The 11,904-nt window shown below is 75.3% G+C and carries 13 protein-coding genes; 12 read left to right on the top strand and 1 reads right to left on the bottom strand.

What is annotated here, in order from left to right; translation table 11 throughout:
* Nucleotides 1–177: 177 nt before the first annotated feature.
* The gene (locus tag HDA31_RS16460) at nt 178–522 is read right to left on the bottom strand and encodes a hypothetical protein (protein WP_178064520.1); all 345 of its coding nucleotides are present in this window, start codon (nt 520–522) and stop codon (nt 178–180) included.
* A gap of 125 nt (nt 523–647) precedes the next feature.
* On the opposite strand from HDA31_RS16460, the gene HDA31_RS16455 reads away from it, so the two are divergent.
* The 12 genes from HDA31_RS16455 (at nt 648) to HDA31_RS16400 (ending at nt 11,822) form a co-directional block, all read left to right on the top strand.
* Complete coding sequence (locus HDA31_RS16455) at nt 648–1,556, top strand: helix-turn-helix domain-containing protein (protein WP_178064521.1); 909 nt, start codon at nt 648–650, stop codon at nt 1,554–1,556.
* Nucleotides 1,553–1,747 (top strand): DUF397 domain-containing protein, encoded by a 195-nt coding sequence (locus tag HDA31_RS16450; RefSeq protein ID WP_178064522.1) that lies wholly within the window; start codon nt 1,553–1,555, stop codon nt 1,745–1,747. Before HDA31_RS16455 ends, HDA31_RS16450 begins: the two co-directional genes overlap by 4 nt.
* Nucleotides 1,748–1,945: 198 nt before the next feature.
* Nucleotides 1,946–2,143, top strand: coding sequence for a DUF397 domain-containing protein (locus HDA31_RS16445; protein ID WP_178064523.1), 198 nt, complete (start codon nt 1,946–1,948; stop codon nt 2,141–2,143).
* 133 nt (nt 2,144–2,276) lie between these two features.
* The gene (locus tag HDA31_RS16440; RefSeq protein ID WP_219825047.1) at nt 2,277–2,900 is read left to right on the top strand and encodes a DUF2238 domain-containing protein; all 624 of its coding nucleotides are present in this window, start codon (nt 2,277–2,279) and stop codon (nt 2,898–2,900) included.
* A 629-nt stretch (nt 2,901–3,529) separates the two neighbouring features.
* A complete protein-coding gene (locus tag HDA31_RS16435) occupies nt 3,530–4,297 on the top strand; it encodes a class I fructose-bisphosphate aldolase (RefSeq protein ID WP_178064524.1) in 768 nt (255 codons plus the stop codon).
* Nucleotides 4,298–4,319: 22 nt separating this feature from the next.
* On the top strand, nt 4,320–5,441 hold the full coding sequence (locus HDA31_RS16430) for a 3-dehydroquinate synthase II domain-containing protein (RefSeq protein ID WP_184871969.1): 1,122 nt from the start codon (nt 4,320–4,322) through the stop codon (nt 5,439–5,441).
* Between the two features lies 1 nt (nt 5,442).
* The gene (locus tag HDA31_RS16425) at nt 5,443–5,694 is read left to right on the top strand and encodes an acyl carrier protein (RefSeq protein WP_077937596.1); all 252 of its coding nucleotides are present in this window, start codon (nt 5,443–5,445) and stop codon (nt 5,692–5,694) included.
* Nucleotides 5,687–6,739, top strand: coding sequence for a hypothetical protein (locus HDA31_RS16420; protein ID WP_178064526.1), 1,053 nt, complete (start codon nt 5,687–5,689; stop codon nt 6,737–6,739). Before HDA31_RS16425 ends, HDA31_RS16420 begins: the two co-directional genes overlap by 8 nt.
* The gene (locus HDA31_RS16415; protein ID WP_178064527.1) at nt 6,736–7,974 is read left to right on the top strand and encodes an aspartate aminotransferase family protein; all 1,239 of its coding nucleotides are present in this window, start codon (nt 6,736–6,738) and stop codon (nt 7,972–7,974) included. The genes HDA31_RS16420 and HDA31_RS16415 overlap by 4 nt, the downstream gene beginning before the upstream one ends.
* Nucleotides 7,967–9,361, top strand: coding sequence for a beta-ketoacyl synthase N-terminal-like domain-containing protein (locus tag HDA31_RS16410; protein ID WP_178064528.1), 1,395 nt, complete (start codon nt 7,967–7,969; stop codon nt 9,359–9,361). The genes HDA31_RS16415 and HDA31_RS16410 overlap by 8 nt, the downstream gene beginning before the upstream one ends.
* Complete coding sequence (locus tag HDA31_RS16405) at nt 9,358–10,350, top strand: beta-ketoacyl-[acyl-carrier-protein] synthase family protein (RefSeq protein WP_178064529.1); 993 nt, start codon at nt 9,358–9,360, stop codon at nt 10,348–10,350. Before HDA31_RS16410 ends, HDA31_RS16405 begins: the two co-directional genes overlap by 4 nt.
* On the top strand, nt 10,347–11,822 hold the full coding sequence (locus tag HDA31_RS16400) for a class I adenylate-forming enzyme family protein (protein WP_178064530.1): 1,476 nt from the start codon (nt 10,347–10,349) through the stop codon (nt 11,820–11,822). Before HDA31_RS16405 ends, HDA31_RS16400 begins: the two co-directional genes overlap by 4 nt.
* The last annotated feature ends 82 nt before the right edge of the window (nt 11,823–11,904 follow it).

Genomic DNA, 11,904 nt, shown 5'->3' with positions numbered 1-11,904 from the left:
GTGGAACGGCAGCGACAGCACTGCCCCCGGGGGAGGGCAGCGGTGCCCCGTGGCACGGCCGTGACAGCAGGGCGTCCCGGTGGGACAGCAGCGACAGTAGGGCACGGCGGCGGGCCGGCGGCACCGTCGGGGCCGGAAAGTAGTGCCTGCTGTACCGGAGCCGCCCGCCCGGCGGGATCAGGCCGGCCCGGCGGCGTCCGGCTGCGCCGGGGCGAGGACGCCGGTGCCGGACCAGTCGATGTACTCCTCGGCGAGGGCCCGGTCGGGCTCGCCGTCGTCGTCGAGGGTGCTGTACGCGGCGTAGAAGCGGCCGAAGCCGTATCCGCCGGTGGCGAGGGTGGCCAACGCCCACGGCCGCAGGTTGGCGGGTAGCTGCTGCGGGTACCGCCGGTCCACGGTGACCTGGACGACGCCGAGCAGGTCGTAGGACTGCTCGAAGGTGCCGGCGTCGAGCACCCGGCACAGCGAGAACGCGTGCGGAACCTTCTCCTCCTGGTGGACCCACCGACCCGCGTACGACATGGTGCTGCTCCCTCGCCATCGACGGCCTGACTGATGTTCCTGAGAATGCACGGCGGGTAGCTTGATATCAAGCGTGTCGGGCTGAATACTCGTGGTCGATGTTGGTGGTCGGCGAAGGAGGAAGCATGGCCGCAGGATCCCCGGGGCCGTCCGGTCCGCGCGCGGCACTGTCGCAGTTGGAGTCGTCGCCGGTCGTGCAGGCGTGGGAGCTGGGCATCCGGCTGCGCCAGCGCCGCGAGGAGGTCGGCTTCACCGCGGCGGCGGCCGGTCGCGCCATCGGCATCATCCAGGCGTACGTCTCCGGGGTGGAGTCGGGCCGGGTCAAGCTGCCCGCCCGCCGGCTGGCGCAGATGATCGAGGCGTACGAGTTCGAGCCCGACGACGCGGCCGAGCTGGAGCAGCTCCGGGCGGGCGCGGCCCGGCGCGGCTGGTGGCACGAGTACGCGCAGCTCTTTCCGGCGGAGTTCCTGCGCTTCCTCGGCTACGAGGCCGGCGCGGAGCACATCCGCAGCTTCCACCCCGAGGCGATCCACGGCCTGTTGCAGACCGAGGAGTACGCCCGCGCGGTGATCCGGGGCGGCACCACCACGATCCGGCTGACCGAGGTCGAGCGGCGGGTGGCCGTGCGGATGGCCCGGCAGGCGCGCCTCGACGGCGCGCACCCGCTGCGGGTGTCCGCCCTGCTCAGCGAGGGCGCGTTGCGCCAGCAGGTCGGCGGCCCGCAGGTGATGCGCCGCCAGCTCGACCACCTCGTCCGGCTGGCCACCGAGCGGCCGGAGCAGATCGAGGTGCGGGTGCTGCCGTTCAGCGCCGGGGCGCACCCCGCGTTCGGCGGGCCGTTCGAGATCCTGTCGTTTCCCTCGCCCCGGCTGCCCGACCTGGTCTGGCAGGAGATCCTGACCTCCATCGACATCGTCGACCAGTCGGTGCGGGTGACCGACTACCTCGTCACCTTCGCCGAGACCCGGGAACTCGCGTTAGGCTCGGACGCGTCGGTCGACCTGATCCGCCGCATCGCCAAGGAGATGACGTGAGCGCTTCTCGTCGTGACTGGTTCAAGTCGTCCCGCAGCTCCAGCAACGCCAACTGCGTGGAGGTGCGGCTCGGCGGCGACGCGGTCGACGTGCGTGACTCCAAGGACCCCAGCGGCCCCACCCTGGCCTTCGTCGCCGCTTCCTGGGCCAGCTTCACCCTCGCGATCAAGCTGGGCGGGCCCCGCCTCTAACGGACTGTGCGTGGTCGTTGCCACACTTCGGCGAGCCGATGTCAGGTTTCGGATAGTGGGTGTGTAGCGCCTGATCAGTTACCTTGGCGGTCCGCCACTCTTGCGGAAGGGCAGACCGTGGAACCGGGCTCACTCGCAACTGATTCATCGCCTGCTGGCCGCACTTTCTCAAGGGACGTTCCCTTGTCGGTAGATGACGTGAGCGCCCCTCGTCGTGACTGGTTCAAGTCGTCCCGCAGCTCCGACAATGCCAACTGCGTGGAGGTGCGGCTCGGCGGCGACGCGGTCGGCGTACGCGATTCCAAGGACGTGGCGGGCCCGGCCCTGGCCTTCGGCCCGGCGGCGTGGGGCGGCTTCGTGGCCGCCGTGAAGGCGGGCTCCGCCTTGGGCCGCTGACCCCGGCGCTCGCCAGCCCTGCCGCCGACCCCGGCGCCCCGCTGCCCTGCCGCTGAGTGACCGATCAGCAGGGGATATCGTCGGCGACCGACCGGCGGCTGCCGGCCTGGCCCAACCGAACAGGCGGTCGTCGGTGTCCCGAGCGCGTGCGGTCCTTCCCCCGGCACTGCTGGCCCTCGTCCTGGTGGCGCTGGTGGCGTCCGGCATCCGGCCGTACGACCGGCTCACCTGGCTGCTGGAGACGGTGTGGGTGATCGTCGGCGTGCCGGTGGTGCTGCTCACCTGGCGGCGCTTCCCGCTGAGCACGCTGCTGTGCTGCCTGCTCGCGGCCCACGCGCTGATCCTCATCGCGGGCGGGCACTGGACGTACGCGCGCACCCCGCTGGGCGACTGGGCGCGCGACCTGTTCGACCTGTCCCGCAACCCGTACGACCGGCTCGGGCACTTCGCGCAGGGCTTCGTGCCGGCCATCCTGGTCCGGGAGATCCTGGTCCGCCGCTCGCCGCTGCGGGGCAGCCGCTGGCTCGCCCCGCTCGTGGTCTGCGCCTGCCTGGCCTTCAGCGCCTTCTTCGAGATGATCGAGTGGTGGGCGGCGGTGGCCGGCGGCTCGGCCGCCGACGACTTCCTCGCCACCCAGGGTGACGTCTGGGACACCCAGTGGGACATGTTCCTGGCGCTGCTCGGCGCGATCACGTCGCTGACCCTGCTCAGCCGGCTGCACGACCGGCAGCTTCCGCCACCGGCGGCGCGCGGCTGAACCCCGCCGCCGGTGTGCGGCCGAATGGTTTACCGGCATTGCTCAGACTACCGCTGTCATTGACGGGCGTCATGTCGACAAATGTCGCCGGCCCGGCTGCTCGGGTGCTCCCGGCAGCGCTGGCGGCCGGCGGGGGCGTGCGGCTCAGGCCAGCATCTGAGCACGTGGGGCGCGTTCTGGCCCATCGGCCGGGAGTCGTCCTGCGTGATCGGCGTCGATCTGTTGGCTGGTGTGTCGCGGCGCGGCGGCTGCGCCGATGTTAGGGGTCGAGACTAAGGGGTGTCGCGCGTCCTGATCCTCGCTACACTGACGCCGGCAAATGTCCCGCAATGCTTGGCGGGCTTTGCGGATGTGGCGGCGACTCGAATCGGATACGACGGGCGGTTGGCTACCCACCATGCTGACTCACACGGGGGAACGGCGAGGCCGCGGCCCGCGCCGGCTGCCGGCAGCCCCGGCCCCGACACCTGACCCGGCCGTGCCGGCCCCCTGAGCGGGCGTCCCCGGGCGGGTGAGGCCCCCGCCCCCCACCAGTGCGTCCACGGCCGGCCGTCCACGCACGTCCTGGCCCACCACGCGAGTCCGCGGTCGCCCGGGTCCGGGCCATCGGCCGCCTGAAGGAGGCACACATGGAGTCAACGGGTCGTGAGCGGCGGCTGCGGCGGCTGTGGGGTCCGACCAGCGGACGCACCGTGCTCATGCCGATCGACCAGCCGGTGACGATGGGCCCGATCGCCGGGCTGGACGCGATCGACTCCCAACTCGGCCGGCTGCTGGCGGGCGCGCCGAACGGCATCATCGGGCACCGGGGGGTGCTGCGGCGGGTGCCGGCGGAGGCGGCCCGGTCCACGGGCGTCGTCATGCACCTCTCCGCCGGCACCGCCCTGTCGGGCCGGGGCCACGTCAAGAAGCTCACCGGCGACGTCGTCGAGGCCGTCCGGACGGGTGCCGACGCCGTGTCGGCGCAGGTCACCTTCGGCGTGCCCGAGGAGACCGACATGCTGCACGACCTCGCCCAGCTCGCCGGAGCGTGCGCCCAGTGGGGCATGCCGCTGCTGGCGATGGTGTATGTCGCCGGCGTCGACCCGGCCGCCGCCCCGGAGAAGATCGCCCACGCCGCCCGCGCGGCGGCCGAGCTGGGCAGCGACATCGTCAAGGTCCCCTACACCGGCTCCGCCGACTCGTTCGCCACGGTCGTCGACGGCTGCTTCGCCCCGGTCGTCATGGCCGGCGGCGAGCCGTCCGACTCCTGGGAGGACGTCCTGCTCGACGTGAAGGACGCCCTGTCGGCGGGCGCGGCCGGCGTCTGCATCGGGCGCAAGGTGCAGCAGCACGCCGCGCCCGAGCGGGCCCTCGCGGACCTGCACGCGCTGGTGCACGCCAACAACCCCGGCTGACCCCGACGAAGGAGGCACGACCGTGTCCGACAGTGACGCGTTGATCCCGCTCTGGTGCGACCTGTCGCACCTGCGCGAGGGCCTGCCCGACATGGTGGCGGCGGTCGTCCAGGCGCCCGTCCGGGGCGTCATGGTCCCGCCGGACGCGGTGCCCGACAGCGCCCTGCCCGACCGGGTCGAGGTGGCGGTGCTCGTCACCGAGCCGGCCCAGCTCGACAAGCTCGACCCAGCCCGGGCGCTGACCGTCATCGCCGCCGACCAGGCCACCCTCGCCGCCGTGCCGCACGGGGGCCGCTGGCGGCGGGGGCGCTGGATCGACGTCACCGACGCCGAGACGATGCAGGAGGCCGTGGCGGCCCTCGGCCACGTCGACGTGCTGCTGGTCAGCTTCGCCGACGAGACGAACATCCCGCTGGAGCTCATCGTCGCCGAGGCCCAGTCGCAGCGCACCACGGTCGTCAAGCGCGTGCACAACTCCGTGGACGCCCTGGTCACCCGCGGGGTGCTCCAGCACGGCCCGGACGCGATGCTGCTGCGCGTCTCCACCCCCGGCGAGGTGGTGCGGCTGGCCCGGGAGCTGCTGGAGCGCCGCACGGAGCAGCTCGACCTGGTCGAGGCCGAGGTGACGGCGGTGCGGTCCATCGGCATGGGCATGCGCGGCTGCGTCGACACGACCGACCTGTTCGAGCCCGACGAGGGGATCCTGGTCGGCTCGACCTCCTCGGGCGGGCTGCTGGTCTGCGCCGAGGTGCACTACCTGCCGTACATGAACCTGCGGCCCTTCCGGGTCAACGCCGGCGCGGTGCACTCCTATGTGTGGACGCCCGCCGGGCGCACCGCGTGCATCACCGACCTCAGCGCCGGCGAGCAGGTCCTCGCCGTGAACACCGCCGGGCGCGCCCGTCCCGTCCTGGTCGGCCGGATCAAGACCGAGATGCGCCCGCTGCGCCTCATCGAGTGCCGCATCGGCGACTCGACGATCAACACCATCGTGCAGGACGACTGGCACGTGCGGCTGTTCGACGCGGCCGGCGCGGTGACCAACTGCACCGCCATCGCCGTCGGCGACCGGATGCTGGCGATCGCCGCCGTGCCCGGCCGCCACGTGGGCATCCCGGTCAGCGAATCGATCAAGGAGAACTGAGATGACCGACGCCGACAGCACCCTCGACCAGCTCGTCGCGCTGCTGCTGCGCCGCCAGGGCAACCCGGTCGACTCGATCGGCCCCGACGACCGGCTGCTCGACCTGGCGGTCGACTCGATCGACATGGCGTACCTGATGTCGCACTTCGAGCGCCAGCACGACGCCGACTTCGCCGACGAGGACTTCGAGCTGAGCCGGTACGTCACCGTGGGCGACCTGGCCAAGGCGATCGACGCGCGGATCAATGGCTGAGGGCGCGACGCGGACCCGCCGCCCCCCGGTGCTGGACCCGGGGCTGTCGCTGGGCTGGGACGACGGCCCCCTGGACGGGCTGAGCTGCCTGCTGCGTTGCGTCGAGTCGGCGCTGCGCGCCGAGGGCTTCGACAACCGGGAGATCGCCCAGGCCCTCGCCGTGCCGCTGGACCTGCGCGGCGACCGGCACAAGTCCTCGTGGTTCCGGCACGGCCGGCTGGACTGGCGCAACGCGGTCGACGGCCACGAACACTGGGACGAGTTCACCGCGCTGGTCGCCGCCGGCACCCCGTGCGTGCTGATGCCGGACCGCTACTACTGGCCGGGCGACGAGTTCGAGGGGGTCGCGCACTTCCTCGACCACATGGTGCTCGCCGTGGCGTACGACGGCGAGGTGCTGGAGGTGCTGGACACCGACGCGCCGCCGGCCGACGGGTACCGCCGCCGGATCCCGGTCACCCCCGACGTGGTCCGGGGCTGCTGCCGGTTCGCCACCGTGCACTTCACCCCGCCCCGCGACGACGCCGCCGCGCTGCGCGCCACGCTGCTGGAGCCGACCGCCGTGGCGCTGGCCGAGGACCTGCCGGCGCTGCGCGCCGTCGCCGGGCGCTGGCGGCGCGACGGCCTGACCGGGCCCGCCGCCCGGGCCCTGCACGTGGTCGTGCTGGGCGCGGTCCAACCGTCGCTGTTCCTCAGCGGCCTGGCCGTCGAGCAGGCGTATCCGGCGCTGGCCGCCGAGCTGCTCGCCGCGTCCCGCGCGGCGCAGAAGCTCGGCCGGACCCTCATCGGCGCGCACCGCTGGGCGGGCGCGCAGGCCGACGACACCTCCGTGTACGCCCCGGTGCTCGGCGTCTTCGAGGCGTGCGAGGCGGCCCTGGCCCGGCTCAGCGACGAGCTGCACCGCCAGCTCGACCTGCCGACGCCGGACCCCGGGGCCGGCGACGACGAGGGGGTCTGGCGGCGGATCCTGCGCAACCAGGCGTGGTGCTACGCCGACCGGGTCGCGCCTGCCGACCAGCACCGGGACGAGGAGAGGAACCGATGACCGGAGAAGGCCCACTCGACCTGAGCCAGTCGCAGGCGCTGCGGCGGCGCGCCGTGGCCGTCGACGCGACCCTCGCCTACGAGGGCTACGTGCTGGCCCGCGACCGCCTCGTCGACGGGGCGTACCCGCTGTACGGCGAGCGCGCCAGCGGCGCGCACATCTGGGACGTCGACGGCAACCGTTACCTCGACCTGATCCTGGCCTACGGCACGATCATCCTCGGGCACGCCGACCCGGTGGTCTCCGAGGCGGTCCTGCGGGAGATCCGCGACGGCTTCGCCATCACGCTGCGCAAGCGGGTCCAGGTGGAGCTGGCGGAGCTGCTGACGGCGGTGATCCCGCACGCCGAGAAGGTCTTCCTGCTCAAGACCGGCTCGGACGCCACCAGCGCCGCCGTGCGGCTCAGCCGCGTGCACACCGCGCGGACCAGGGTGATCCGCTGGGGCTACAACGGCTGGCACGACTGGTGCGCCACCCGCCCCGGCGGCGTGCCCACCGAGGCGCAGGCCGTGGTGGACAGCTTCGACTACAACGACCTGGACAGCCTGCGGGCCGCCTTCGAACGCCACCCCGGCGAGGTCGCCTGCCTGCTGATGATGCCCTTCGAGGTGGACCCGCCGGCCCCCGGCTTCCTGGCCGGCGCGGCGGAGCTGGCCCACGAGCACGGCGCGCTGTTCGTCCTCGACGAGATGCGCTCCGGCTTCCGGACGGCCCCCGGCGGCGCGCAGGAGCGCTACGGCGTGCGGGCCGACCTGGTGACGTTCAGCAAGGCCATGGCCAACGGCTACCCGATCTCCGCCTTGGTGGGCCGCGAGGAGGTCATGCGGGCCGTCGGCGAGGTGCACATCAGCTCGACGTTCCACGTCAACGGCGCCGAGATGGCGGCGGCGGTCGCCACCATCGGCCAGCTACGCGACGGCGCGATCCTCACGCACGTCGAGCGCCTCGGCGAGCGGCTCCAGGCGGGGCTGGCCAAGCAGCTCGCCGAGCACGGCCTGCCCGGCCGGGTGCTGGGGGTGCCGCAGATGCCGTTCCTGCGCTTCACCGACCCCGACGAGGCGGCGCGGGGCCGGGCGCACGACGCGTTCTACACCGAGACGACCCGGCGGGGCCTGCTGCTGCACCCCAACCACCACTGGTACGTCTGCGGCGCGATGACCGACGAGGACGTGGACGCCGCGCTGGAGGCGACCGCGTCCGGCTTCCGCGCCGCCGAGGCGGCCGCCCATGGCTGAACCGGGCCGGCAGGAGGTCGTCCGCCGCGTCCGCGAGCTGCTGGCCCGCTACCGCGATCCGGCGCAGGTCGACGGCCTCGGCGACGACGAGCCGCTGGCCGTCCTGGGCATCGACTCGGTCACCCTGATCACCGTCGCCGCCGAGCTGCACCAGCGGTGGGACGTCACGATCGCCGACGACGCCGTGCTCGACCCGGAAGCGTCGGTGGCGTCCCTCGCCGCCGCGGCCGTCGCCCCCGGCGGCGCGGGCGACCGCCCCGGCGGCCGGCTCGACGTGGTCGGGATGGGCGTGGTGGCCCCCACCGGCCACGGCGTGCCGGCCCTGTGGGACGGCCTGCTGGCCGAGCGGGCGCACCGGCTGCCCATGCCGTACGACGCCGCGCGCGGCCACCGGGCCGGCGCGGTGGCCGGCGCGTCCGCCGCCGAGGTGGTGGCCCCGGACCGCCTGCTCGACCTGGTCTGCCTGGCCGCCGGGGAGGCGCTCGGCGGGCTGGACCCGGGCCGGCGGGCCGGCGTCACGCTCGTCGTCGGCACCACCGACACCGGCGGCAACGCCCTCGGCCACGCCCTAGCCGGCGCGGGCGACGACCAGTCGGCGCTGGCCGGGTGGGTCGCCGAGCGCGCCGCCGAGAAGCTCGGCCTCGGCGCGGCCGTCACCGTGGGCAGCGCGTCGGCCTCCGGGGCGGTGGCGCTCGGCTACGCCCGCGACCTGCTGCTCGCCGGCGACGCCGAGGAAGCGCTGGTCGTCGGCGCGGACACGGTGTCGAAGTCCGCTTTCCACGGCCTGGCCGCCCTGCGCACGCTCGGCGTGGACGGCTGCCAGCCGTTCCACGAGGCCCGGCGGGGCATCGCGCTGTCCGAGGCCGCCGCCGCCTGCCTGCTGCGCCGGCCGGTGCCCGGCGACGACGCCGTGCTCGGCCGGCTGGCCGGCTACGGGGCGAGCAGCTTCACCACCCACATGGCGGCCCCCGAGTCCGCCGGGATCGAGCTGGCGCTGCGCCGCGCGCTGGCCGCCGCCGCCCTCGCGCCGGGCGACGTCTCGTTCGTCAACGCGCACGGCCCCGGCACCAAGCTCGGTGACGTGGCCGAGATGCGGGCGCTCGCGGACGTCTTCGGCGACCGGGTCCGGACGCTGCCGATCAACAGCGTGAAGGGCCTGCTCTGGCACTGCCAGGGCGCGGCCGGGGTCATCGAGTCGCTGGCGTGCCTGCTGTCGCTGCGCCACGGGACGCTGACCCCGACGACCGCGGCCGAGCCCGTCGACCCACAGTGGAGGGAGTTCGACATCGTGACGAAGCCCCGGGAGCTGGCCGACGCCCGGTCGGCCGTCTCCGTCTCCTGTGGCCTGGGCGGCGTCAACACGGCGGTCGTCTGGGAGCGGGCATGAGCACGGGCGCGGGCACGGCGGCCGGGGTGGGCATGGCGGCGGTCGGCGCGGCGACCGTGACGACGGTGCGGCTGGCCGCTGGCGGCAGCGACCGGTTCGCCCTCGACGAGGCGGCGCGCAACCGGGCCCGGGGGCGCGCCGGCTGGTCCGCCGAGCCCGAGCTGACCCGGGTCGTGGTCGACCGGTTCACCGACGTCGTCGGCCGGGTCGTGGCGGCTGCCGGGCTGGACGCCGCCGCCCGCCGGGAGACCGAGATCGCGGTGGGCACCCTCTACGGCATGGCCCGCGTCGGCGAGGTCATGCACGAGCAGCTCGACGAGGCCGGGCCGAAGTGGCTCGCGCCGGAGATGTTCGTCTACTACTCGCCGCACTCGCTGGTGTCGGCGGCGGCGGTGGCGCACGGGCTGGGCGGCGCGGCGACGACGCTGCTCGGGCGCGACGGCGGGATGCAGGCACTCCTGCACGCGGTGCGTCGGCTGGCCACCGGCCAGGCCGACGCGGTGCTGGTCGGGGCGTACGAGGCGCTGACCCCGTTCGCGGACGCGGCGCTGGACCGGCTCGGCGTGCCGCACCACGCGCAGTTCGGCGACGTGGCGGCCGTGCTGCTCGGCCGGGAGGCGGCCGGGGCCGCCGGTGACGGCCGCCGGTTGTCGCTGGCCCGGGGCGTGGCGTCCGGCCGGGCGCTGCCCGACGTGCTGGACGCGGCCGGCGTCGACCCGGCCGCCGTCGCCGACGTGCGGCTGTGCGGCGCGACCGTCGCCGTCCAGCAGGCCGCCCGCGCCGAGTTCGGCGCGGCGTTCCCCCGCGCCCGGACGTGGGTCGGCGGGGCGTCCTCGCCCGCCGTCGGGCCGGTGTGCGCGCTCGCCGAGGCGGTCGCCCCGACCGCCGCCGCGACGGAGCCGGCAGCCGCCGAGGGGGAGGCGGCCGGCCGGGCCGTGGCCGTCGTGGCCGGCCGGCCCGGCGCGTGGGACGTGGTGCTCGCCCGATGAGCGGCCCGCCCACCCTCGCCGCCGCGCTCGCCGAGGTGGCGGGCCCGCATCCGCACCGCCCGGCGGTCGTCGTCGGCGACCGGACGCTGACCTACGCCGAGCTGCTGCGGCGCGCGGAGCGGCTCGCGGCGGGGCTGACCGGCCGGGCCGCCACCGTCGCGCGGTGCGCCGCCGACGTCGCGGTGACGGTCGTGGCGGCCACGATCGCGGACGTGCCGCTGCTCGTCGGCGACGCCCGGGCCGCCGACGACGAGCGGGACCGGGCCCGGTCGCTGTTCCGCGCCGACCGGCTCGTCACCGGCGATGGCGACCGGCTCACGGTCGAGGCGCTCACGGTCGCCGGGTTCGACGGGTCGGCAGGGCTCGACGGATCCGCCGCCGGGGCTGCCGGGCGGCCCGTCGTGCCCCGCGACGGCGGGCCGCCCGCTCACCCCGGCGGGGACGGGCCCGCCGGGCTGGGACTGTCCACCTCGGGCAGCGAGGGCTGGCCGAAGTGCGTGGAACGGCCCTGGCCGGCGGTGACGGCCAACGCGCGGGCGTTCGCCGCCGCGCTGGAGCTGTCCCCCGGCGAGGTGGTCGCCTGCACGACCCCGCCGCACCACAGCTACGCCCTGTGCGGCGGCATCCTCACGACGCTGGTCGCCGGCGGCACGTACGTGGCGCTGGACCAGCGGCCGGGCCCCCGCACGGTGGCCGACGCCGTCGACGGGCACCGGGTGGCGGTGCTGCTGTCCGTCCCGCTGCTGTACCGGTGGTTCTCGACCGCCGGCCTCGCCACCCGGCACCGGCCCCGGCTCTGCGTCTCGGCGGGCGCGCCGCTGCCGCCGGAGGACCGTCGGCGGTGGGCGGAGTCGGTGGGCTGGCGCGTCGGCGAGCACTACGGCACCTCCGAGCACGGCATGCTGACCCTCGACACCGAGTCGGTCGCCGGCTCCGTCGGCCGGCCGGTCGCCGGGGTGACGCTGACCGTCGACCCCGCGCCCGGCCCCGGGGACGTCCTCGTGTCCTGCGCCGGCCCGCCGACCCGCGTCCACCACGCCGGCCCGCCGGCCGACCGGGCCGGCGACACGTCCCGGCCGGCAGGCGACGGGCCGCAGCCGACCGGCGACGTGGGCCGGCTCGACGCCGACGGGCGGCTGCACCTGCTCGGCCGCCGGGGCGGCACGCTCAACGTCGCCGGCAACAAGGTGCCGGCCGCCGAGGTCGAGGACGCGCTGCGGGCGTTCCCGGCCGTGCGGGACTGCGCGGTCGTCGGCGCGCCGGGACCCGACGGCGGGCAGGAGGTCGTGGCGTTCGCCGAGACCGTCGGCGAGCTGGACCACCGGGCGCTGTACGCGTTCCTGCACGGGCGGCTGGCCGCCCACAAGGTGCCCGCCCGGGTGGTCGTCGTCGACCGGCTGCCCCGCAACGTCAACGGCAAGCTGCTGCGCTCCGAGCTGCTGCGCGGGCTGGCCGCCGGCACCTGGCGCTGACCCGCGCGGGTGGGCCGGCAGCGGGCGTCGGCGGCGTGCCGTGGCACGCGGGCCGCTCCGCACGCAGGTGAGCGGCCAGCGC

The organism is Micromonospora carbonacea, from assembly GCF_014205165.1.
Taxonomy (GTDB): domain Bacteria; phylum Actinomycetota; class Actinomycetes; order Mycobacteriales; family Micromonosporaceae; genus Micromonospora; species Micromonospora carbonacea.
Note: the sequence above shows the minus strand (reverse complement) of the source record. Positions and strands in the feature narration are given on the sequence as shown.